General features: G+C 72.6%; 21 protein-coding genes. 10 read left to right on the top strand and 11 right to left on the bottom strand.

What is annotated here, in order from left to right; translation table 11 throughout:
• Positions 1-20 precede the first annotated feature (20 nt).
• The gene (locus tag ACQPW6_RS27885) at positions 21-1,172 is read right to left on the bottom strand and encodes a Gfo/Idh/MocA family protein (protein ID WP_433892433.1); all 1,152 of its coding nucleotides are present in this window, start codon (positions 1,170-1,172) and stop codon (positions 21-23) included.
• A 254-nt stretch (positions 1,173-1,426) separates the two neighbouring features.
• Between ACQPW6_RS27885 and ACQPW6_RS27880 the strand changes: the two genes are divergently transcribed.
• A complete protein-coding gene (locus ACQPW6_RS27880) occupies positions 1,427-2,434 on the top strand; it encodes a LuxR C-terminal-related transcriptional regulator (protein ID WP_433892432.1) in 1,008 nt (335 codons plus the stop codon).
• A gap of 185 nt (positions 2,435-2,619) precedes the next feature.
• Positions 2,620-2,937 (top strand): hypothetical protein, encoded by a 318-nt coding sequence (locus tag ACQPW6_RS27875; RefSeq protein WP_433892431.1) that lies wholly within the window; start codon positions 2,620-2,622, stop codon positions 2,935-2,937.
• Between the two features lie 152 nt (positions 2,938-3,089).
• Here ACQPW6_RS27875 and ACQPW6_RS27870 read toward each other — a convergent pair whose 3' ends face one another.
• From ACQPW6_RS27870 to ACQPW6_RS27860, 3 genes are all read right to left on the bottom strand, one after another.
• The gene (locus ACQPW6_RS27870) at positions 3,090-3,305 is read right to left on the bottom strand and encodes a hypothetical protein (protein ID WP_433892430.1); all 216 of its coding nucleotides are present in this window, start codon (positions 3,303-3,305) and stop codon (positions 3,090-3,092) included.
• 378 nt (positions 3,306-3,683) lie between these two features.
• Positions 3,684-4,178 carry a glutathione peroxidase gene (locus ACQPW6_RS27865; protein ID WP_433892429.1) on the bottom strand — a complete coding sequence of 165 codons (495 nt, stop codon included), beginning with the start codon at positions 4,176-4,178 and terminating at the stop codon, positions 3,684-3,686.
• Positions 4,175-4,846: a pentapeptide repeat-containing protein gene (locus ACQPW6_RS27860; protein WP_433892428.1), complete on the bottom strand. Its 672-nt coding sequence runs from the start codon at positions 4,844-4,846 to the stop codon at positions 4,175-4,177. The genes ACQPW6_RS27865 and ACQPW6_RS27860 overlap by 4 nt, the downstream gene beginning before the upstream one ends.
• A 165-nt stretch (positions 4,847-5,011) precedes the next feature.
• On the opposite strand from ACQPW6_RS27860, the gene ACQPW6_RS27855 reads away from it, so the two are divergent.
• Together ACQPW6_RS27855 and ACQPW6_RS27850 are read left to right on the top strand one after the other, a co-directional pair.
• Complete coding sequence (locus ACQPW6_RS27855; RefSeq protein ID WP_433892427.1) at positions 5,012-6,427, top strand: FtsW/RodA/SpoVE family cell cycle protein; 1,416 nt, start codon at positions 5,012-5,014, stop codon at positions 6,425-6,427.
• A complete protein-coding gene (locus ACQPW6_RS27850; RefSeq protein WP_433892426.1) occupies positions 6,424-7,911 on the top strand; it encodes a peptidoglycan D,D-transpeptidase FtsI family protein in 1,488 nt (495 codons plus the stop codon). The genes ACQPW6_RS27855 and ACQPW6_RS27850 overlap by 4 nt, the downstream gene beginning before the upstream one ends.
• Here ACQPW6_RS27850 and ACQPW6_RS27845 read toward each other — a convergent pair.
• Positions 7,889-8,725: a polysaccharide deacetylase family protein gene (locus ACQPW6_RS27845; RefSeq protein ID WP_433892425.1), complete on the bottom strand. Its 837-nt coding sequence runs from the start codon at positions 8,723-8,725 to the stop codon at positions 7,889-7,891. The two genes, ACQPW6_RS27850 and ACQPW6_RS27845, sit on opposite strands and share 23 nt — an antisense overlap.
• 129 nt (positions 8,726-8,854) lie before the next feature.
• Positions 8,855-10,009, bottom strand: coding sequence for a diiron oxygenase (locus ACQPW6_RS27840; RefSeq protein ID WP_433892424.1), 1,155 nt, complete (start codon positions 10,007-10,009; stop codon positions 8,855-8,857).
• Positions 10,010-10,125: 116 nt separating this feature from the next.
• On the opposite strand from ACQPW6_RS27840, the gene ACQPW6_RS27835 reads away from it, so the two are divergent.
• From ACQPW6_RS27835 to ACQPW6_RS27810, 6 genes are all read left to right on the top strand, one after another.
• Entirely contained in the window at positions 10,126-11,019 is an 894-nt protein-coding gene (locus ACQPW6_RS27835; RefSeq protein WP_433892423.1) for an AurF N-oxygenase family protein, read from the top strand.
• Between the two features lie 35 nt (positions 11,020-11,054).
• Positions 11,055-11,813: a TetR/AcrR family transcriptional regulator gene (locus ACQPW6_RS27830; RefSeq protein ID WP_433892422.1), complete on the top strand. Its 759-nt coding sequence runs from the start codon at positions 11,055-11,057 to the stop codon at positions 11,811-11,813.
• A 4-nt stretch (positions 11,814-11,817) separates the two neighbouring features.
• Positions 11,818-12,081 carry a hypothetical protein gene (locus ACQPW6_RS27825; protein ID WP_433892421.1) on the top strand — a complete coding sequence of 88 codons (264 nt, stop codon included), beginning with the start codon at positions 11,818-11,820 and terminating at the stop codon, positions 12,079-12,081.
• Positions 12,082-12,179: 98 nt separating this feature from the next.
• The gene (locus ACQPW6_RS27820) at positions 12,180-13,829 is read left to right on the top strand and encodes a chitinase (protein ID WP_433892420.1); all 1,650 of its coding nucleotides are present in this window, start codon (positions 12,180-12,182) and stop codon (positions 13,827-13,829) included.
• Between the two features lie 228 nt (positions 13,830-14,057).
• Entirely contained in the window at positions 14,058-15,431 is a 1,374-nt protein-coding gene (locus tag ACQPW6_RS27815) for a C40 family peptidase (protein ID WP_433892419.1), read from the top strand.
• A gap of 101 nt (positions 15,432-15,532) precedes the next feature.
• Entirely contained in the window at positions 15,533-16,519 is a 987-nt protein-coding gene (locus ACQPW6_RS27810; RefSeq protein ID WP_433894407.1) for an IS481 family transposase, read from the top strand.
• An 8-nt stretch (positions 16,520-16,527) separates the two neighbouring features.
• Here ACQPW6_RS27810 and ACQPW6_RS27805 read toward each other — a convergent pair whose 3' ends face one another.
• The 5 genes from ACQPW6_RS27805 to ACQPW6_RS27785 are packed head-to-tail and all read right to left on the bottom strand — an operon-like array spanning position 16,528 to position 22,169.
• Positions 16,528-17,787 carry a styrene monooxygenase/indole monooxygenase family protein gene (locus tag ACQPW6_RS27805; protein WP_433892418.1) on the bottom strand — a complete coding sequence of 420 codons (1,260 nt, stop codon included), beginning with the start codon at positions 17,785-17,787 and terminating at the stop codon, positions 16,528-16,530.
• A 48-nt stretch (positions 17,788-17,835) separates the two neighbouring features.
• Positions 17,836-18,444, bottom strand: coding sequence for a GTP-binding protein (locus ACQPW6_RS27800; RefSeq protein ID WP_433892417.1), 609 nt, complete (start codon positions 18,442-18,444; stop codon positions 17,836-17,838).
• On the bottom strand, positions 18,425-18,817 hold the full coding sequence (locus ACQPW6_RS27795) for a DUF742 domain-containing protein (protein ID WP_433892416.1): 393 nt from the start codon (positions 18,815-18,817) through the stop codon (positions 18,425-18,427). Before ACQPW6_RS27795 ends, ACQPW6_RS27800 begins: the two co-directional genes overlap by 20 nt.
• The gene (locus tag ACQPW6_RS27790) at positions 18,817-19,254 is read right to left on the bottom strand and encodes a roadblock/LC7 domain-containing protein (RefSeq protein WP_433894687.1); all 438 of its coding nucleotides are present in this window, start codon (positions 19,252-19,254) and stop codon (positions 18,817-18,819) included. The genes ACQPW6_RS27795 and ACQPW6_RS27790 overlap by 1 nt, the downstream gene beginning before the upstream one ends.
• A gap of 47 nt (positions 19,255-19,301) precedes the next feature.
• Entirely contained in the window at positions 19,302-22,169 is a 2,868-nt protein-coding gene (locus tag ACQPW6_RS27785) for a nitrate- and nitrite sensing domain-containing protein (RefSeq protein ID WP_433892415.1), read from the bottom strand.
• Between the last annotated feature and the right edge of the window lie 60 nt (positions 22,170-22,229).

Here is a 22,229-nt window from a genome sequence, read left to right as displayed (position 1 = left end):
GGAACCGCGGAACCACCAGGTCAGGACAGCCGCAGCGCCGCCTCCCTGACCGCGGCCGCGTCCTCCCGCACCTCGGTCAGGCCCGGCATCGGCGGCGCGGCCGGGTCGCCGGCCAGTGCCCGCGCCCAGTCCACGAGTTGGCGGCGGAACCCGGTGTGCCCCGGTTCCGCGGTCCTGATCCGCCGGGTGGCCAGGCCGCTCCCGGCGTCCCAGGTGTCGACCGTGAGGGTGGCCGCCTCGTCGCGGGCGTACGGCGACGGCATCGACAGCAGCGCGACGGAGTCGGCCGCGGTGAACTCCAGGGTCTCCCGGTAGCGGCGGTGCCCGGGCAGCCGCAGGTGCGCCGCGTCCACCAGCAGCCCGTCGGCCGGCCGCCACCGGCAGGCCACCGCGCTGCCGCCGGCCCACTGGTCGCTGCCGAGCAGCTGCCCGTACAGCCGCCCGGACCCGGCGAGGATCGCGTGCACGATGTTGACCTGGTGGATCAGCGAGCCGCCGAGCCCCCGGGCGTACGCCTCGCGCTGCGCGTCGGTGGCCGCCGGGCCGAGCGCCCGGCGCAGCGCCTCCTGCGCGGGCGGGGGCTGCGGGCCGAAGGGCGAGGCGTCGTACGGCATGAGGTGGTCGACCAGGTGCGGCGCGTTCGGGTCGTGGAGGTCGACCGCGATCCGGCGGCCGGTGTCCAGGTGCGCCCGGCAGTACGCGATGAACTCCGCGACGACGGGATCGTGCCGTTTCATATAGCCGGCCGCGACGGGGACGCCGCTGCGCCGCTCCGCCTCGATCAGCTCGTCGATCTCGGCGGGGTCGAGGCTGACCGGCTTCTCGCACAGCACCGGCAGGCCGAGGTCGAGGCATTCGAGCACGGTGTCCCGGTGCGTCCACCACGGGGTGCAGCAGATCGCGGCCCGCGCCCCGGCCTGCACCGCCTGCTTCAGGTCGTCCGCGGCGACGGTGCCGGGGAAGCCCGCGAGGGCGGCGGCGCGGTGCGCCGGGTCGGCCTCGATCACGGCGGCCAGCCTGACGGTGCCGGGCAGGTCGCGAATCTCCCGCAGATGCGCCGCGTGGGCGACCTTGCCCGCCCCGATCAGGACGACGGGCAGCGGCCCGGCCTCCGCCCCGGCCTCCCCGTCCTGCCCGCCCGGCCGGGCCGGCCGGAGTTCGTTCGAACCCATGTTCGTGCACCTCTCGCGCTGGACGACCGCCGCGAGGGACCATAGGGGGTATCCCGGGCGCCGGGCGTCACATTACGTGGTGCGTGCCGGCGCCAACCGGGACGGTGGGTCGAAGGCGGTCGGAAGCCGGCGGTGGCCCACGGAATGACATCACCGATGGCAGGGGGCCGATCCATTGCTAGAGTCACTTCGGGGACCGGCGCCGGGTGGGCCAGGACTGCGCGGTCGGCACGCGGCGATGAAAGGGGTAAACCGTGGCCAATTCCGTTCGGGGCAGCGGGGATGATGCCTCTGACATTGGTCTCGCCCTCTATCAGGCGTTGCGCACCAATGGTCCCTCGGTTCCCGCGAAGGCGGCGGCGGGTATCGGGCTGACCGACGTGGAGGCCGCGGCCGGCTGGTCGGAGCTGCGCGAGCTGGGGCTGATACGTGCGGGGCAGTCCCCCGACGAGGTGGACTCGGTGGAGCCGGACGCGGCGCTGATCGACCTGTTGACCCGGCAGCGCAAGGCATTGCGCAGCCAGCGCGACGAGTTGTCGGCGATCGTCCAGGCCGCGGAGTCGCTGATGGAGCGGTACCGCCCGGCCGTGCTGCGCGAGACGGCCGAGATCGAGGTCGAACTGATCACCCGGGACCACCGCAGAGCACAGTTCCTCCGTGACTTCGACGCCACGATTAGCGAATCCGCCGGTTCCATGCATCCAGGACCACTGCCGCCGAGCGAAGTGCTCTCCGGTTCTCTCGCCGGTGACATCGCATTGATGGAACGCGGAGTGCGGGTACGTGCCATTTATGGCCAGAGCATTGATTCCGCGCCGCGGCAGCGTAAATATCTTTCGGATCTCACGGCGACCGGCGCGGAAGTCCGGCTGACCTCGCAGGTGCCTTTCGATCTCCTCATCGCCGATTCCCACACCGCGCTTCTGCTGGCGAATCCGGACGACTCGACCGGTCCCGCGGTCATCGTCCGCGGGCCCGCCCTCGTCCGGTCCTACGTGGCCCTTTACGAGGACTGCTGGCTGCGCTCGGTCCCCTTCCACACGAAGACCGGAGGCAGCGCCGACCCCGAGGGCGAACTGACCGAACAGCACCGCACCACGATGCGACTTCTGGCGAATGGGCTGACAGATGAGCGCATCGCGCGCAAACTAGGGGTCTCACTGCGCACCGTGAGTCGCCTGGTGTCTGAGATCATGCGGTACCTTCAGGCGGACAGCAGGTTTCAAGCCGGAGTCCTCGCCGCCAGCCAAGGGCTGATCTGATGTGCGCATTTACGCCATTGCGTAGATACGCACAAGCGGAGTGTGGCTCTCCGCCTGTGTTTTTTGCAAGTATGACGACATTACCTGTGGCCCCGATGCACCGCGTGCACTTCCACACCCTGCCACCACTAAGGATCACGATGTCGCGAATTCGGCATACGGCTCACGTCTCAACGGTCGCGGCCTTGGTGCTCGTCCTGTCGTCAGCCGCCGGCACCGCCTTCGCGGTGGGCAGCGGTGACGACTCGGGTCAGGCCGATCCCGGCACGTCCGTCGGTTCCGTGGTGAATCCGGACAGCTGGTTCCCCAGCACGGTCACACCGGACAGCTGGTTCCCGCAGGCCGAAGTGGCCACCCCGGCAAGCTGGTTCCCGCAGGTCGTGGCCGGCTCGGACGTCGCGTCCCCGGCCAGCTGGTTCCCGCAGGCGGTGCGGACCGAGGCGGTTCCCGCCAGCTGGTTCCCGCAGGCGGTGGCCTCCGACGCCGACGCCGTCCAGGTCTGACCGGCACACACCGCGGACCCGACGCCCTCCGCGACAACTTCACAGAAAACGCTGTGCGGCCCCGTGAGATTCACGGGGCCGCACAGCGTTTCCTGTGGGGGGAACTCTCGGGACCCGGTGGGGGGTCGGGACCCGGGAGGCTCGGGGGGGCCTCAGCCGGCCGGGACGGTGGTGTCCTGCGGGTCGGTGACCCGCAGTGCGCGCTGAAGCAGCGCGTCGATGTCGGTCGCCGCGTCGTCCGCGGCCGGGTGGACGGCCAGCCAGCCGAGGTGGCGGCGTAGGAATGCGGCGAGGGCCGGCACCGTCCGCAGGGGGAGACGGACGGTGCGGCCCTCGACTATCAGATCGGCCCAGGAAGCCAGGGTCACTCGTATCTCGGCGCGCGCCTCGACAGCCGGCCCGTTCAGGGGGATGCCGGGCCGGGGAGTGCCGGTCAGTCGGTCGCCGGAGTCCGGCGCCGGTACGGGTGAAGCTTCCAACTCGCCGTATACCCGGGGAAGCAAGGCGAGTTGCCGATCCAGCCGCTCCTGGCAGGGAACGCACAGCGCGGGATCCGTATCGACGCACAAGTGCCCGGTACGGAAATCTGTCTCCTGCACTGCCGCGGTCCCTTCCTCGTGGGGCGGTAATAAGAGCCAACCAGGAAGGGGGTGATCCGGACAATGTCCACCGACCGGCCGGATTCTGCCATGGCGCATTCGCGCATCTAGGCACCCGCCGGAGGGCCGGTGGCCGGGCGTGGATCGTCAGCCCGGGAGCTGTGCCTCAATGGCCACAGTGACCTCCGCAGCCTCCGGCTCGGTGGCCGGACGGAACCGCGCCACGGCCGTTCCCGACGCGCTGACCAGGAACTTCTCGAAGTTCCAGGTGATGTCGCCGGCCTCGCCCGCCGCGTCGGGCAGCTCCGTGAGTACCTGGTAGAGCGGGTGCCGGTTCACGCCATTGACGTCCGTCTTGGCCAGCAGCGGGAAGCTGACGCCGTAGGTGGTGGAGCAGAAGGTCTTGATCTCCTCGGCGCTGCCGGGCTCCTGCCCGCCGAACTGGTTGGACGGTACACCGAGCACGGTGAAGCCGCGGTCGGCGTAGCGCTTCTGCAACCGCTCCAGTCCTTCGTACTGGGGGGTGAGGCCGCACTTGGAGGCGACGTTCACCACCAGCACCGCCTTGCCGCGGTGCTCGCCCAGGGTGGTGGGCTCGCCGTCGAGGGTCTGCAGCGGGATGTCGTACAGGGGGGTGCTCACTGGTGGGTCTCCTGTCGGTCCTTGACGATGATGCCGAGGGTCTGGGCCAGGGCGGGTGCGAGTTCGAGCAGCTGGACTGAGGTGATCAGCGCGCCGCGCAGCGACTCGTGGCCGTCGGCCAGGTCGATGGCCAGCGCGCCGCGCAGGTCGGCCTTCTTCAGGGTGGCCCGGCCGAAGCGGGCCCGCTCCAGGCGGCTGCCGGGGAACGTCACCCCGTCGAGCTTCGCCTGCCCGAAGTCCACATCGCGCAGCACGCAGTCCTCGAAGACCACCTCGTGCAGCGCGGCGGCGCGCAGGTTCACCGAGTCGAGCTTGCAGTGCCGGAAGACCACCCGGCGCAGCACCGCGTCGAACGCCTCCACGCCGGCCAGCGAGCAGCCGGTCAGGGTGGTGTCCAGCCAGCTGCTCTCGGCGAGGGTGCAGCCGGTGAAGCGGGTACCGGACGCCCACAGGTCGTTCAGCCGGGCGCGGCGCAGGTTCGTGCCGGCGAAGACGCAGTCCGTGACGGCCGACTCCAGGAAGCGGGAGCCGGCCGCGCGCTCGCCGCCTTCGAAGCTGAGCCGGTCCATGTGCACCGTGTCGTAGTCGCCCTCGACGGTCAGCGGGCCGCTGAACGGGCGCAGCTGGTCGGCGTACGGGAGGTCGGCTAGCTCGTCCGGAGCGGTCATGGCGGCCAGCCTACGGGTGGCCGGTGACATCGCCCCGGCGGGGACGCCCGGCCCCTGCCCCGGCCCGCGACGCAACGGCGAACCCGCTCGCAGCCCGACGGAGACCGCGCCGCGAGCGTACCGACTTAACGGACATATGCCCTGCCCCTTGCTAGGTTGCAGCCCATGAGCGCAACGCCGGCCGCCGCTCCCCCGCGCCGGGACGCCGCCGCGCCCCGGCCGCCGCGGCGCCGCGGGGTCGAGCTGTCGCTGCTCGTCGCCGCCGTACTGATCTCGGTGTACGGCTACGCGGAGGTCGGCCTGGCCGCCGACGGCGCGGTGCCGCCGGGCGCGGCCGGCTACGGCGCCGGGCTCGGCGTGCTGGCGCTGCTCGCGCACCTGGCGGTGCGGGCCAGGGCCCCGTACGCCGACCCGCTGCTGCTGCCGATCGCCGTGCTGATCAACGGGATCGGGCTGATCCTGATCTACCGGCTCGACCTGGCCCCCTCGCTCGGCCCGCGGGCGGCCCCGGCGCAGCTGACCTGGTCCACGCTCGGCGTCGGCCTGTTCGGCGTGGTGGTGCTCGCGCTGCGCGACCACCGGGTGCTGGCCCGGTACGCCTATCTGAGCGTGACGGCGGCGCTGGCGCTGATGGTGGCGCCGATCTTCTTCCCGGCGATCAACGGGGCCAAGATCTGGATCAGGGTGGCCGGGTTCTCCATCCAGCCCGGCGAGTTCGCCAAGGTGCTGCTCGCGGTGTTCTTCGCCGCCTACCTGGCCGCGAACGGGGCCGCGCTGGCGTACACCGGCCGCAGCTTCCGGCGGCTGCGGCGGGTGTGGGGGCTGCGGTCGCTGCAACTGCCCACCGGGCGGGTGCTCGGCCCGGTGCTGGCGATCTGGCTGATCAGCGTCGGGGTGCTGGTGCTGGAACGGGACCTGGGCACCTCGCTGCTGTTCTTCGGGCTCTTCGTGGTGATGCTGTACGTGGCCACCGGCCGTACCGGCTGGATCGCGGTGGGGCTGCTGCTGGCCTCGGCGGGCGCGGTCGCGGTGGGCACCCTGGAGCCCCATGTGCACGGCCGGGTGCAGGACTGGCTGCACCCGTTCGCCACCATCGACGCCGGGCTCGGCCCGAACCAGCTCGCCCAGTCGCTGTTCGCCTTCGCCGACGGCGGGGTGCTCGGCGCGGGCCTGGGCCAGGGCCACTCCTACCTGATCGGCTTCGCCGCGAAGTCCGACTTCATCCTGGCCACGGCCGGCGAGGAGCTGGGGCTCGCCGGGCTGAGCGCGCTGTTCCTGCTCTACGCGCTGCTGGTGGCCCGCGGCTTCCAGGCCGGTCTGGCGCTGCGCGACTCGTTCGGCCGGCTGCTCGCGGTGGGCCTGTCGTCGATCCTGGCGCTCCAGGTGTTCGTGATCGCCGGCGGGGTGATGGACCTGATCCCGCTGACCGGCATGGCGATGCCGTTCCTGGCGCAGGGCGGTTCCTCGGTGGTCACCAACTGGATCATCGTCGCGCTGCTGATCCGGGTCAGCGACAGCGCCCGCCGCCCGGTGCCGGAGCCGGCCGGGGCGCCGGACGCGCCGCTGGAGGCGGTCCGGTGATCCGCTGCGCACGGCACGCCGCCGGCTTCTGCTTCCTGCTGCTGCTCGCCCTGCTGGTCAACGCGGTGCGGGTGATGGTGGTGCGGGCCGACGACTTCGACGGCAACCCCGCCAACCGCAGGATCGCCATCGCCCGCTACCACCAGCCGCGCGGGAACATCCTGGTGGCGGACAAGCCGGTCACCGGATCGCGGCCCACCGGCGGCCAGTTGAGGTACCTGCGGACGTACACCGACGGGCCGCTCTACGCGCCGGTCACCGGCTTCGCCTCGCAGCTGTACGGCACCTCACTGGTCGAGGGCACGCAGGACGGCGTGCTGTCGGGCACCGCGCACGAGCTGGCGTCGGTGCCGCTGTGGAACGAGATCACCCGGGACACCCAGCGCGGCGGCGATGTGCACACCACCATCGACCCGGCCGCCCAGCGGGCCGCCTTCGCCGGCCTGGCCGGCCGCACCGGCGCGGTGGCCGCGCTCGACCCGGCCACCGGCCGGATCCTGGCCCTGGTGTCGTCGCCGTCCTACGACCCGTCGCTGCTGTCGGGGTCCGGCGCCGACGCCACCGGTGACTGGACCCGGCTGACCCGGGACCGCACCCAGCCGATGCTGGACCGGGCGATCCGGCAGAGCTACCCGCCCGGTTCCGCGTTCAAGGTGGTGACGGCCGCCGCCGCGCTGCAGAGCGGCCTGGTCCCCGACCCGCACGCGCCGACCGTCTCGCCGGACCCGTACCGGCTGCCCGGCACCACGGTCTCGCTGGCCAACGAGGGGCCGGGCTGCGCGGACGCCAGCATGTTCGACGCGTTCCGGGTGTCGTGCAACACGGTCTTCGCCAAGCTCGGCGCGGACGTGGGGCTGCGCGGGATGGTGGCGCAGGCGGAGGCGTTCGGCTTCAACGACACCGGCCTGCGGATCCCGCCGGGGGTGGCCAGGAGCAACTTCGACACCCGGATGAGCCCCGACCAGGTGGCGCTGTCGTCCATCGGCCAGTTCGACACCACCGCGACCCCGCTGCAGATGGCGATGGTGGCCGCGGCCGTCGGCAACGGCGGCGAGCTGATGACGCCGTACCTGGTGGACCGGGTGACCAACCGCAGCGGCGCCACCGTGTCGGCCACCGAGCCGAAGGCGCTGCACCGGGCGGTCAGCGAGGCCACCGCGGACCAGCTCCAGGAGCTGATGGAGGCGGTGGTCACCGAGGGCACCGGGACCAACGCGGCGATCCCCGGCGTCACGGTCGGCGGCAAGACCGGCACCGCGCAGCACGGCGTGGACAACACCGGTACGCCTTACGCCTGGTTCATCTCCTACGCCAAGCCGCCCGGCGGCAGCCACGCCGCGGTGGCGGTCGCGGTGGTGGTGGAGGACGCGGAGGCGGTCCGCGCGGACATCTCGGGCGGCGGCAACGCGGCGCCGATCGCCCGGGCCGTGATGCAGGCAGTGCTCACGTCGCCGCCGGGAGTCACTTCACCTTCGGGAAGCTGAACGCGTAGCCCTGCTGGGCCAGCCAGGGCAGTGCCTGCTTGAGGGCCGCCACGGTCTGGGTGCGGTCGCCGCCGCCGTCGTGGAAGAGGATCGTCGGGCCGTTGCCGATCTCGTACTTCAGGGTGGAGATGATCGTGGCGACGCCCGGCCGGGAGAAGTCCTTGGTGTCGATGTTCCAGCCCAGCGGGCGCATCCCGTGCTGGGCGGCCAGCGCCCGGCTGGCCGGGGTGAAGGCGCCGCCCGGCGCGCGGTAGTACTGCACCCGGGTGCCGCCGGCCGCGGTGGTGATCATGTCCTGCGCGTCCAGGATCTCCTTCTTCTGGTACGCGAACGGCTTGTGGTCCATCGACTCGTCGTGCGAGACGGTGTGGTCGCACAGCCGGTGGCCCTCGGCGACCACCCGGCGGACCAGGGCCGGATTGGCCTTGGCCTGCGGGCCGATCATGCAGAACGTGGCGTGCACGTGGAACTGCTTGAGCACTTGCAGCACCTTCGGGGTCCAGACCGGGTCGGGGCCGTCGTCGATGGTGATGTTGACGGCCTTGCCCGGCGCCTCGGCCTGGTGCTGGATCGAGTCGGGCACGGCGGGTACGGCGGGCGTGCGCGGCGCGGTGGTGTGCGGCTTGGGGCTCGCCGAACTGCTCTTGCCCTGGTCGGCGGTCGGGGAGGCGGCGTGTGCGACATCGCTGCCGGATCCTGACACCAGTGACGCGGTCACCACCGTGATGATCAGCGCGAGCGCGGCCGTCATGGTGATCACCACCGTGCGCTGCGCCGATGTCAGTGCCGCCAGCGATATTCGTCGTCCCGCCATCGTGTGTGTACCCGCCCGCCTGCTAGTGCTCTCGGCTCGTCCGCGCGGAGCCTGTCCCCGGCCACCGCGATCGGAAAGATGCGAGCGGCCAGAGTACGGTTCCGCGACGGCGGGCCGGTCGGGGGGCCGTTACACAATCCGGACTTCCGGCCCGTCGGCGGACGGACCGTCAGCGGCCGGGCCGGCCGCGCCCTCGGCGATCGTCTCGGCCACCTCGGCGACCCTGGCCTGCTCCTCCGCGGCGAACCGCTCGGCGTCGAGCCGCTCGGCGATCTCCTCGTCCTGGGTCATCAGCAGGTCCAGGTTGGAGTCGCCGAGTTCGAACACGCCCATGTCCACGTACGCCTGCTGGAGCCGCGGCCCCCACAGCCCGATGTCCTTCACGCAGGGCACGATCCGGCTGAAGAGCAGCTTCCTGAACAGGTGCAGGAACTCCGACGCCTCGGTGAACTCGGCGGCCTCGGCGGCCGGTACGCCGAAGTTCTCCAGCACTTCCAGGCCGCGCAGCCGGTCCCGCATCAGGTAGCAGCCCTCGATCACGAACTCCTCGCGTTCGCGCAGTTCGGCGTCCGACAGCTGCCGGTAGTAGTCGCGCAGCGCCATCCGCCCGAAGGCCACGTGCCGGGCCTCGTCCTGCATGACGTAGGCCAGGATCTGCTTGGGCAGCGGCTTGGTGGTGGTGTCCCGGATCATGCCGAACGCGGCCAGCGCCAGGCCCTCGATGAGCACCTGCATGCCGAGGTAGGGCATGTCCCAGCGGGAGTCGCGCAGGGTGTCGCCCAGCAGCGCCTGGAGGTGGTCGTTGACCGGGTAGAGCAGCCCGACCTTCTCGTGCAGGAAGCGGCCGTAGACCTCGGCGTGCCTGGCCTCGTCCATGGTCTGGGTGGCCGAGTAGAACTTCGCGTCCAGGTCGGGCACCGACTCCACGATCCTCGCCGCGCAGACCATCGCGCCCTGCTCGCCGTGCAGGAACTGGCTGAACTGCCAGGCGGTGTAGTGCTGCCGCAGCAGGCCCTTGTCCTTGTCGGTCATCGCGTCCCAGTACCGGGTGCCGTACAGCGACATCGCCTCGTCGGGGGTGCCGAGCGGGTCGTGGGGATCGACCTCCAGGTGCCAGTCGATCCGCTTGGCCGCGTCCCACTGCTTGTCCTTGCCCTTCTGGTACAGGGCGAGCAGCCGGTCCCGGCCGTCGTCGTACTCCCAGCTGAAGCGGGCGGCGCCGGTGGCGGGCACCTGCCAGGTCCACTCGGCGGGCGCTTGCGTGTACAGACCTTCCGTGGGCATCGGGGGCTCCTGTCGGATCTGGCGGTTGTGCACGGGGGCTTGACGGCCTTGTTGACACAGAGTCTCATAAGGACCGTACCGCAGGTAACCCTCGTGCACCGGAGGCCATTTCACCCATGGACGTCAAGCTGATCGACCGCGAGAAGACCGCGGAGCGGCTGCTCGCGGCCTCCACCAAGCACTCCTTCGACCCGGACACCGAGCTGGACTGGGACGCGCCCTTCGAGGAGGGCAAGTGGTTCTGGCCGCCGGAGCTGGTCTCGCTCTACGACACCCCGCTGTGGCGGCGGATGCCCGAGGAGCAGCGGATCGAGCTGAGCCGGCACGAGGCGGCGTCGCTGTGCTCGATCGGGGTCTGGTTCGAGACGATCCTGATGCAGCTGCTGCTGCGGCACACCTACGACCTCGACCCGACCAGCGGCCACGTCCGGTACGCGCTCACCGAGATCGCCGACGAGTGCCGGCACTCCAAGATGTTCGCCCGCGCGGTGACGCGGATGGGCACCCCCGCCTACCGGCCGAGCCGGCTCGACCTCGGGCTCGGCCGGGTGATGAAGACCGCGTCCACCACGCCCGGCTCGTTCACCGGCACGCTGCTGGCCGAGGAGATCCTGGACTGGATGCAGCGGCTGACCTTCCCCGACGAGCGGGTGCAGGACCTCAACCGGGGCATCACCAGGATCCATGTGGTCGAGGAGGCCCGGCACATCCGGTACGCCCGCGAGGAGCTGCGCCGCCAGATGACGACGGCGCCGCGCTGGGAGATCGAGCTGACCCGGGTCATGTCGGCGCAGACCGCCCGGGTGGTGGCCCGCTCGCTGATCGCCCCGCAGGTCTACGCCTCGGTCGGCCTCGACCCTGAGCAGGCCGTGGCACAGGCCCGGCGCAGCCCGCACCGCAGGGACGTGATGGCCCAGTCCGCGAAGCGGCTGATGGACTTCTTCGACGAGATCGGGCTGCTGCGCGGGCCGACGGTACGGGTCTGGCGCAGTTCCGGCCTGCTGGCCTGACGCCCGCGCCGCGCACGGCGGTTACCCTCCCAGGTATGACCAGCAGCGCGGCGGGGCCGGCGTACCGCCGGATGAGCGTCGAGCAGCGGCGGACGCAACTGCTGGCCGCGGCGGTGGACCTGTTCGGCCACCGGCGGCCCGAGGACGTCTCGATCGACGACGTGGCGGCGGCGGCCGGGGTGTCGCGGCCGCTGGTCTACCGGTACTTCCCCGGCGGCAAGCAGCAGCTGTACGAGGTCGCGGTGCGGGACGCGGCGCAGGAGCTGATCGGCAGGTTCGCGGTGCCGACCCAGGGCCCGCCGACCCAGCGGCTGGCGAACGCGCTGGACCGCTACCTGGCCTACGTCGACGAGCACGCCCCGGCCTACGGGGCGCTGCTGCGCGGCGGCAGCGTCGCCGAGACCAGCCGCACCTTCGCGATCGTGGACGGCGTGCGCCGCGGGGCCGCCGAGCAGGTGCTGCGCCACCTGGGGGTGACCGAGCCGGGGCCGCGGCTGGCGATGATGGTGCGGTCCTGGATCGCGGCGGTCGAGGCGGTGTCGCTGAGCTGGCTGGACGCGGGCAAGCAGCCGCCGGTGCGGGAGCTGCGGGAGTGGCTGGTGGACCACTTCATCGGGCTGCTGCTGGTGACCGCGACCACCGACCCGCAGACGGCGCAGGCCGCGGCCCGGGCGCTGGCCGAGGAGACCCCGGACAGCCCCGCGGGCGGCCTCGCCCGGCGGATCGCCCCGCTGGCCGGTCTCGCGGGGCATCTGCTGAAGCCGGACGTGCCGGCGCCCGACGTGTCATCCTGAGCCGGTGAGACACGAGGACACCGAGTTCGTCGGCGGCCCGCTGGACGGGCGGGTGCTTCAGGTGCTGACCGGTACGACCGGGCAGCCGCCGCGGGTCTACACGGTGCCGGTGCCCGACCCGGCGGGCGGCCCGGAGGCCGTGCACGTCTACCACCGCGAGCCGAGCCCGGGGCCGCGCGGATCGCGCCGCACCCGCTGGGTGTTCGTGTACGACCCGGAGGGCGAGCGGCCCGGCGGCCCGAAGTGGCCCTGGTCGAAGCGGAAGTGACGCACCCGGCACTCTGATGGTCCGGACCATTGACACAATTGGTCTGGACCTATTTGCTGCCTGATGACATGACCTCCTCACCGAAGGAGCATCCCCCCATGCTCATCCCCGCATCGCGCACCGGCAGCAGACCCCGCCCCCGCCGCCGTACCCGATCCCTCGTCGCCGCCTCCGCCGCGCTGGCCGGCGCCCTCGCCGTCGGCGGCCTCGTCGCGCTGGCACCGTCCGCGAGCGCGGGCGAGTTCCTGGCCAACGGCGGCTTCGAGACCGGCGACCTGTCCGGCTGGACCTGTGACGCGGGCGCCTCGGTGGTCACCGGCCAGGCGCACGGCGGCACCCACGCGCTCCAGGCCACGCCGGGCGCCAGCAGCACCGGCCAGTGCGCGCAGACCGTCACCGTGGCGCCGAACACCGCGTACACCCTCACCGCGCAGGTCAAGGGCTCCTACGTCTACCTCGGTGTGACCGGCGGCGCCAGCACCTGGACGCCCGGCACCGGCGGCGGCTACGCGCAGCTCAGCGTCTCCTTCACCACCGGCGCGGGCCAGACCAGCGCCTCGGTCTTCGTGCACGGCTGGTACGGGCAGCCCGCGTACAACGCCGACGACATCTCGCTCCAGGGCCCGGGCAGCGGCACCACCACCCCGCCGACCACCCCGCCCACGACGCCGCCGACCACTCCCCCGACCACGCCGCCCACCACTCCGCCCACCTCGCCGCCGTCCTCCGGCGGGCTGCCGGCCCACGCGCTGGTCGGCTACCTGCACACCACCTTCGCCAACGGCTCCGGCTACACCCGACTGGCCGACGTACCCGCCGACTGGGACGTCATCGACCTGGCCTTCGGCGAGACCGACTCCCCCACCTCGGGCAGCATCCACTTCAACCGCTGCTCGGTGAGCGAGTGCCCGTCGGTGGAGTCCGACGCCGACTTCAAGGCCGCCGTCGCCGCCAAGCGGGCGGCCGGCAAGAAGGTGCTGCTGTCCATCGGCGGCGCCAACGGCGAGGTGCAGCTCACCACGACCGCCGCCAGGGACGCCTTCGTGTCCTCGGTCAGCGCGATCATCGACAAGTGGGGCCTGGACGGGGTCGACATCGACTTCGAGGGCCACTCGCTGTCGCTGAACACCGGCGACACCGACTTCAAGAACCCGACCACCCCCGTGGTGGTCAACCTGATCTCGGCGCTGAAGACCCTCAAGGCGCGCTACGGCAGCGGCTTCGTGCTGACCATGGCCCCCGAGACGTTCTTCGTCCAGCTCGGCTACCAGTTCTACGGCTCGGGCCCGTTCGGCGGCCAGGACCCGCGGGCGGGCGCGTACCTGCCGGTGATCTACGCGCTGCGGAGCGATCTGACGCTGCTGCACGTCCAGGACTACAACTCCGGGCCGATCATGGGCCTGGACAACCAGTACCACACCATGGGCGGCGCGGACTTCCACATCGCGATGACCGACATGCTGCTCACCGGGTTCCCGGTGGCGGGCAACACCGCCAACATGTTCCCGGCGCTGGCCCCCTCCCAGGTGGCCATCGGGCTGCCCGCGTCCAGCAACGCGGGCAACGGCTACACCGCCCCGGCGCAGCTCGACCAGGCGCTCGACTGCCTGACGAAGAAGACGGGCTGCGGCAGCTACGCCACCCACGGCACCTGGCCGGCGCTGCGCGGCCTGATGACCTGGTCGGTGAACTGGGACAAGTACAGCAACTGGGAATTCGAGCGTAATTTCGACAGCTACTTCGGCTAACCCGGGCCGGCCCGGGGCTGAACGAGGCCGCTCCCGGGCACCCCGCCACTCCCGCTGACCCGGCCTCTTGTGCCGGGTCAGCGGCTTTCCGGCCGCCGCGAGGTAGCGTCACCCCCCGGGGTGACGGCCTTGGGCGCATTCGCCCAGTCCCCCTGTCGGCATCAGGCCATCCGTGTCAGGATCCGTTGCGGAAAGCGTGTTACCTGGCGGTTACGGGGAGATGAGGGCATGTCAGTGGTTCGACGGACCAGAGGGTGGATGCGGTCAGCGGTGGTGTGCGGCACGCTGCTCGCCGCCGCGGCCCTCGCCCTGCCCGCCGCCCAGCAGGCCGCGGCCCGGCCGGACGGGCCGCCCGCGCTCTCGCCCTCCGCCTCGCTGCCCGACCTGCTCGACCAGCTGCACACCCTCTACCTCCAGACGGAGACCGCCACCGAGTCGTACAACCAGGCCAAGGAGACCGCCGACACCCAGCGCGGCAAGGCCGAGGAGCTCGACCGGCAGCTCGCCGACCAGCGGGTCGCGGTCGCCGACAGCAAGGCGCAGCTCGGGCTGATGGCCCGGCAGATGTACCAGGACGGCAGCGTGTCGCCGTACCTGTCGATGCTGACCGGCGAGAGCCCGCAGGACTTCTTCGGCTCGCTGCGGGTGGTGGACCGGGCCGCGGGACACCAGAAGGACGTCCTCGACGACCTGACCAGCGGCGAGGCCCGGCTCGCGGCGCTGAACACCCAGGCGCAGCAGGCGCTGGACAAGGCGCAGCAGTCGCAGACCCTCCAGGCCGCCCGGAAGTCGGCGGTGGACACCCACCTGCGGCAGGTCGAGGCGCTGCTCGCGGGGCTGACCGGGGTGCAGCGCGGCGAGCTGCAGAACCTGGAGCAGCAGGACGTCGACAAGGCGCAGAAGGCGCTGCTGGACTCCAAGGCGCTCGGCGCGGACCCGGCGCTCGGCGCCCCCTCCAAGGCCGGTGACGCGGCCATCGCCTACGCCTTCAAGCAGCTCGGCAAGCCGTACGTGTGGGGCGCGCAGGGCCCGGACTCGTTCGACTGCTCGGGGCTCACCTCGCAGGCGTGGGCGCACGCCGGGGTCACCATCCCGCGCACCAGCCAGCAGCAGTGGGCGCAGCTGCCCCGGGTGCCGCTGTCGCTGCTGCGGCCGGGCGACCTGGTGATCTACTTCTCCGGCGCGAGCCATGTGGCGCTCTACATCGGCGACGGCCTGGTCATCCAGGCGCCGCGCCCCGGCGCCTTCGTGAAGGTCTCGCCGATCGCCGCCAACCCGATACTGGGCGCCGTCCGCCCGGACTCCACCCAGCTGCCGCTGGCGCACTACAAGGCCCGCAAGGTGCCCGCGCAGGCGGAGCGGCCGACGCCGATCTCGGTGCCGCCGGTGACCAGCGGCAAGGGCGGCCCGCCGGACTCCGACCCCGCCTCGCTGTCCGACCCGACGAAGAACGGCCACGGCGGCGACTGGTCCAAGCACCCGGTGCCGAAGCCCACCACGCGGCCGAGCACCAGCCCGAGCCCGAGTACGTCTCCCACGGCGCCGGCGAGCCCTACCCCGTCGGGGAGCGCGAGCCCCAGCCCGTCGGGGGACGCCGGCTAGGTGTATTGATCACGAGCGTTGTTGACACGTGTCGGGCTTGATCATGGCGAAGACCTCCGATGCAGTGGAGCTGTCTAGGACTGCACCGCATGGAGGTCTTCGTGTCCCACCGTAATGCCCGGCTGACCGTTCACGGCAGACGGCTGCTGGTTCAGCGGGTCGATGCCGGCCGGCCTGTGGCTCATGTGGCAGCCGAGATGGGAATCTCCCGGGCAACGGGCTACAAGTGGGTGAAGCGGTGGCGGGACGAGGGTGAGGCGGGTCTGGCCGACCGGCCGAGCAGACCCCGCACCACGCCGCACCGGACTGAGCCGGCTATCGAAGTGCGCGTGTGCGAATTGCGCCGGGAACGCAAGCTCGGGCCCGCCCGGATCGGCCCGGTCCTCGGCCTGCCGACATCGACGGTGCACCGGATCCTGACCCGGCACGGCCTGAACCGGCTGGCCTGGATGGACCGTCCGACCGGCACGGTGATCCGCCGCTACGAGCGGGACCGGCCGGGCGAGCTGGTCCACATCGACATCAAGAAACTCGGGAACATTCCCGACGGTGGCGGCCACCGCGTCATGGACCGCCAGGCCGGCGAGGCGAACCGCCAGGCCACCACACCCGCCCGCAGCCCCTCCGGCACCCCGAAGATCGGTTACAGCTTCATCCACACCGCCGTCGACGACCACTCCCGCCTGGCCTACAGCGAGATCCTGGGCGACGAGCGGAAAGAGACCGCCGTGGCCTTCTGGCAGCGGGCCCAGGCGTTCTACACCGGCCACGGGATCACCGTCGAGCGTGTCCTGACCGACAACGGCTCCTGCTACAAATCCCACGCCTGGCGCGACGCCCTGACCGCGGCCGGGATCACCCACAAACGAACCCGGCCCTACCGGCCCCAGACCAACGGGAAAGTAGAACGCTTCAACCGCACCCTGCTCGACGAATGGGCCTACCTCAAGCCCTACGCCAGCAACACCGAACGCACCGAAGCCTTCGCACCCTTCCTGCACGCTTACAACTACCATCGCTGCCACACCGCACTCGGAGGACAACCCCCGATCAGCCGTGTCAACAACCCTGCGGGTCAATACAGCTAGGCCGTCCGCTACGGCGTGCCGCTCCCGGTGACCTCCGCCAGGTACGCCTGGGCCCGGTCGGGCTCGAAGAACCACTGCTCGAAGTCGGCCGGGTCGTCGAAGCCGTTGGCGAACCGGTCGGCGACCGGCGGGAGCCCGCCCGCCGCGCCGATCAGGCCGAGTACGTGCTCGGGCGGCCGGCCGAGCATCGCGGTGGTCCACTTGGTGACCGCCGACGCGTACGCCCAGTAGCGCTCGAAGGTGTCCCGCATCCAGTCCCGGTCGAAGGGCAGGGCGCCGCGCTCCACGATGCTGGCCAGGTACGAGGCCGCGCACTTGGCCGCGTTGTTCGAACCCTGGCCGGTGATCGGGTCGTTGGCCACCACGACATCGGCGACGCCCAGCACCAGCCCGCCCGACGGCAGTTCGCCGACCGGTTCGCGTACCGTCGGCGCGTACCGGCCCGACAGCGTGCCGCGCGCGTCGGTCAACTCCACGCCGGATGCCCGGTCGTACTCCCACGGGGTGTGCTGCCGCATCAGGTCGAGCGTGCGGCGCAGGTGCTCCGCCGGGTCCTTGACGCCCTGGAAGACATCGGCCGGGCCGCCGGGCAGCGCCTCCCAGAACAGGATGTCGGCCGGGCCCGTGGTGGTGAGGGTCGGCATCACGAACAGCTCGCCGACCTCCGGCACCAGGTTGCAGCGCACCGCGAGCAGGTCGGGGTGCTCGGGGCGCGGGCCGAGGCCGTGCACGTAGGCGACGGCCAGCGCGCGCTGCGGGGCGTCGAAGGCCGAACGGGCCGCGTCCCGGCGGAACATGGAGACCAGCTCGCCCTTTCCCGCGGCGACCAGCACCAGGTCGTAGGCGCGGGCGAAGTAGTCCAGGTCGGATACCGCGACGCCGTGCACGACGACCCGGCCGCCGCGCTCGGCGAAGGTCTCCAGCCAGCCGGCCATCTTCACCCGCTGGTCCACCGACTGCGCGAAGCCGGCCAGCCGCCCCAGCCAGTCGATCGGCCGGGCCGCGCGGCCGCCCGCCGGGTCGGGTGCGCCGACCGACACGCCCAGGCCCTGGATCCTGGGGGCCTGGTCCTCCCAGAAGTTCAGCCCGAGGTCCCGCTCGTGCTGGAGCGCCGCGGCGAACATGACCTGGGTGGACAGCACCCGCCCGGCCCGCACCTCGTCCGGGGTGCGGTTGGACATCACGGTGACGTCGTAGCCGTGGGACTGCAGGCCCAGGGCGAGTTGGAGCCCGGCCTGACCGGCTCCGACGATGAGTATCTTGCGCAAGTCGGCTCGTTTCAGGTGGTGGTGGCCGCGCTGTCCGGGCTGTCCTGGCTATCCGGGCTGTTCGGCCAGCGCGTGGCCGACCAGCGAGAGCAGCGCCTCCACCACGGAGTACCGGTCACGCGCGTCGATGATCAGCACCGGGATGTGCTCGGGCACGGCCAGGGCCTCGCGTACGTCGTCCGCGCTGTACTCGGCGGTGCCCTCGAACTTGTTGACCGCGACGGTGTAGGGCAGGCCCGTCCCCTCGAAGTAGTCGAGCGCCGGGAAGGAGTCGGCGAGCCTGCGGGTGTCGGCGAGCACGATCGCCCCTATCGCACCGCGCACCAGGTCGTCCCACATGAACCAGAACCGCTGCTGGCCCGGGGTGCCGAAGACGTAGAGCACCAGGTCCTGTTCGAGGGTGATCCGGCCGAAGTCCATCGCCACCGTCGTGGTGGTCTTCTCCGGGGTCGCGGCCAGGTCGTCGAGCGACTCGCTGGCCTGGGTCATCACGGCCTCGGTGGTGAGCGGGGTGATCTCGGAGACGGCGCCGACGAAGGTGGTCTTGCCGACGCCGAAGCCGCCGGCCACCACGATCTTGGTGGAGGTCGGCGCGCGGTCCCGCTCCTTCTGCCAGTCCTGCAGGCCCTCCTGCGGGTCAAAGCCTGCGAAGTCCACTGAGCACCCTTTCCAGCAGCGCGCGGTCGGGGCCGCCGGGCCCGTGCCCGGTGCCGTACACACGAATCCTTCCCTGGTCGGCCAGGTCGCTGACCAGGACCCGCACCACGCCGAGCGGCATCCGCAGCAGTGCGGAGATCTCGGCGACCGAGCGCATTCCGCGGCACAGTTCGACGATCGCCCGCAGCTCCGGCATCACGCGCTCGGCCCAGTCGCCCCTGGTGAGGGCGAGTTGCTCGTCCGGGCCGTCCACGGTGGCCACGAACGTCTCGACCAGCAGTACGTGGCCGAAGCGGGTGCGACCCCCGGTCAAAGCGTACGGGCGGACCCGGGCGGTCCTGCGGTCGGCTCCGCGTTGCGGCAGCTTGGGCATCAACGGACTCTCTCCATCGCGTGGCGCAACTCGCCGCGCAGGGCGGGGGTCAGGACGTGGCCGGCCCGGCCCACGAACAGCGCCATGTGGTAGGCGATGACGCTCATGTCGCAGTCGGCGGCGGCATGCACCCCGAGCAGCGAGCCGTCGCTGATCGAGGTGACGAACAGTACGCCCTCGGCCATCGCCACGGTGGTGTGCTTGACCTTTCCGCCGTCCATCAGGGCGGCGGCGCCGATGGTGAGCGAGGCGAGCCCGGAGACCACGGCGGCGAGGTCGAGCCGGGACTCGGCGGGGCCGGGCGCGGGGGCCGCGTCGAGCGCGTGCGGGGGCGGCGCGTCCTGCGAGCTGAGCAGCAGGACGCCGTCGGACGAGACGACGGCGACCGAGTGGACGCCCGGCACGTCGTCGACGAAGTTCCGCAGCAGCCAGCGCATGCCTTGCGCCTCCTGGCTGAGGTGGTGGTCATGTGTGCGCACCGCGTTCAACGGGTGGCCTCCTCGACGGTGTCTGCTGCTTCGGCGTCCCCCTGGGTGTTCCCCGGCTCCGGCCGGCGTCCGGCGTACGGTCCGGCGGCGTTCTCCGCGGCCGGGCCGTCGCCCGCAGGCGAGGGGCGCCGGTGCGCCCCCTGGCCGGGACGCGACTGCGCCGCGATGTCGGTGCCCCGGGCCGGAGTCGCCCCGGCCAGCGGCCCGGTGCCGCTGCTGATCTCGATCTCGGCATCCCGCCGGCCGGCCGCGAGCCCCCGCTGCATCATCCCCAACCGCTCCCGCAAAGCCCCCGCATCCACCGGCACCCCCCGCTCGGGCCCCCGCGTCTCCCCCGCAACCCCGCGCGGCACGCGCTGAGGGAGCCCCTGGCCGGTGAGCCCGGAGATGGGAGGGGTGGCCGCGTCGGGGGCAGGGGCGGCGGAGGACGAGGGGGCCGCCTCGGGGGCAGGGGCGGGGGTGGGGGAGGACGGGGTGGCCGCCTCGGGGGCAGGGGCGGGGGCGGCGGAGGACGGGGTGGCCGCCTCGGGGGCGGGCGGCGCGGCCGGCACGGCGAAGCGCGCGGGCGCGACCATGCCGGCGGCGGGCAGGCGCACCGGAACGGCCGGGGTTCCGGACGGGTCTGGAGCAGCCTCGTGCGTGGAGGGCTCCTCCGCCGCGACGGCGGCTCGCGCGTGGCCGGGCGCCGGCTGGGCGGCCGGGCCGGGCTCCGGCACGCCCGTGACCGACGGGCTCGCCTCAGCCCACGAGGCCCCCGCCGGGGCGGCGTGCGCGGGCGCGGCCGTGCCGAGGACCGGCGCCGCCGCCGGGACGGGATTCGCTCCGCCCATCGCCGGCGGGCTCTCCGGCACGCCCGTCGCCGATGGGCTCGCCTCACCCCAGGAGGCGCCCGCCGGGGCGGCGTGCGCGGGCGCGGCCGTGCCGGCGGCCGGCGCCGCCGGGGCACCCGGCGTTTCCTGGGGCAAGGCCGCGCCGGCGATCGCCGCCTCGATCGGGGTGGCCGGGGCCTCGTTCGGGGGGAGTTCGGGGAGGAGGTGGCGGGGGAGGACCACTACGGCCGCCGTGCCGCCGGACTGCTGGGGGCGGAGCTGGATGCGGACGCCGTGGCGGTGGGCCAGGCGGCCGGCCACGTAGAGGCCGATGCCTGACGCGGAGCCGGGGGGCGGCGGGGCGGGGGCGGCGAGCGTCGCGTTGACCTCGTCCAGGCGCTCCTGGGGCATGCCGATGCCGCTGTCCTCCACCGACAGCATCACCTCGCCGCTCTCCAGCAGCCACCCCGACACGTGGATCTCGGACTGCGGAGTGGAGAACGCCGCCGCGTTGTCCAGCAGTTCGGCCATCAGGTGGCTGATGTCGTCGGCCGCCCGCCCGGCCACCCGCGAGGCGGGCAGCATCTGGACCCGCACCCGCTCGTACCGCTCGGTCTCCGAGATCGCCGCCCGCGCCACGTCCACCAGTGGCACCGGCCGCGCGGTCGCGCCGTGGCTGTGCTCGGTGCCGGTGAGGACGAGCAGGTTCTCGCTGTTGCGCCGCATCCGGGTGGCGAGGTGGTCGAGCTTGAACAGGGTCTCCAGCCGGTCCGGCTCCTGCTCGTGCTCCTCCATCGTCTCGATCAGGGCGAGTTGCCGCTCGACCAGCCCGAGCGTGCGCAAACTCAGGTTGACCTGGGTGAGTTGGGCGGCCGTCTGCGCGTTCGCGGTGGCCAGCCGTCGTTCGAGCGCGGCGATCCGGCCGGTGAGGTCGTCCCGGGTGCGCAGCAGGCTGTCGCGTTCGGTGCCGAGCGCCTCCTGCACGCCGAGCGTGGTGGTGCGCTCCGCGCCGAGTTCGGCGGTGCGGGCCCGCAGCGCCTGGGCCTCGTGGGTGAGCGCGTTGGCCCGCCGGGCGACGGCGGCGTACTCGTCGGCGCCGATCACCTCGACGCCCTGCCCGCTCTCGGCGTCGGCCTTGGACCACCGGTGCAGCGCGGCCAGCGGGCGGGTCAGGCTGCGGAAGACGGTGACCAGCACCCCGGCGAGCAGCAGCAGGCACAACGCGGTGAGCGCGGACCGCAGTTCGAGCACGGTGACGGCGTGGTTCCGGTCCGAGCCGGCCGCCCGCACCTCCCCCGTCGCCAGCGAGGCGTCCACGCTGCGCATCAGGCTGATCCGGGCGCTCAGCGCGGTGTCGACCTTCGCGGTGCCCAACGCGGTGTCCGCGGCGGTCAGTTGCGGCTGGTCGAGCAGTTCGGCCAGGTCCCGTTCGGCGAGCGCCGCGTCCGGGCCGATGACGGTCTGGTCGTACTGGCGGCGCGGTCCGGCGTCCGCGGTGGCCCGGAACTCGGCGAGCGCGGCCTGCTCCTGGACCCGTGCCGCCTGTGCCGCGGCGACCAGCGCGCGCTGCCCGCCGCCCGCGGTCAACGCGCTGACCAGCAGCCCGCGTTCGACGGCGGCGGCGCCGGCGGCCCGGCTGAGCGGCGCGCCGACCGGGCCGCCGGTCCTGCCGAGCGCGTCGATCAGCGGCTGGTAGCCGGTGATGACGGCCTGCGGGCCGCCCTTGCCGGTGAGTGCGGCCTTCCGGACGCCGGGCAGTCCGGCCAGCGCGGTGCGCAGGTCGGCGGGCGCGCCGGCGGAGACGTCGGCGACCTGGCGGTCGACCCGTTCGCGGTCGGCGGCCGGCAGTCCGGTGGCGGAGTGCGGGCGGGCCGCGGCGACGGCCAGGTCGTCACGCTCGTCGGCCAGCGCGTGGGCGAGCACGATGGCACGCGTCGCCCGCTCCGCGGCGCCGGCCCGGTCCTGGGCGTGCGACAGGTCCCGGACGGCGAGAGCCACGCCGGGTGCCGAGGCGGCCAGTACCGCGGCCGAGCAGACGAGCAGCGCGGCGAGCATGCGCTGTCTGACTCGCCGCGCACGCGGTTGACGACGTCGTTCAGGCAACTTCTGGGCTCG

It is taken from the genome of Streptomyces sp. CA-111067 (assembly GCF_050956065.1).
Taxonomy (GTDB): Bacteria; Actinomycetota; Actinomycetes; order Streptomycetales; family Streptomycetaceae; genus Actinacidiphila.
Note: the sequence above shows the minus strand (reverse complement) of the source record. Positions and strands in the feature narration are given on the sequence as shown.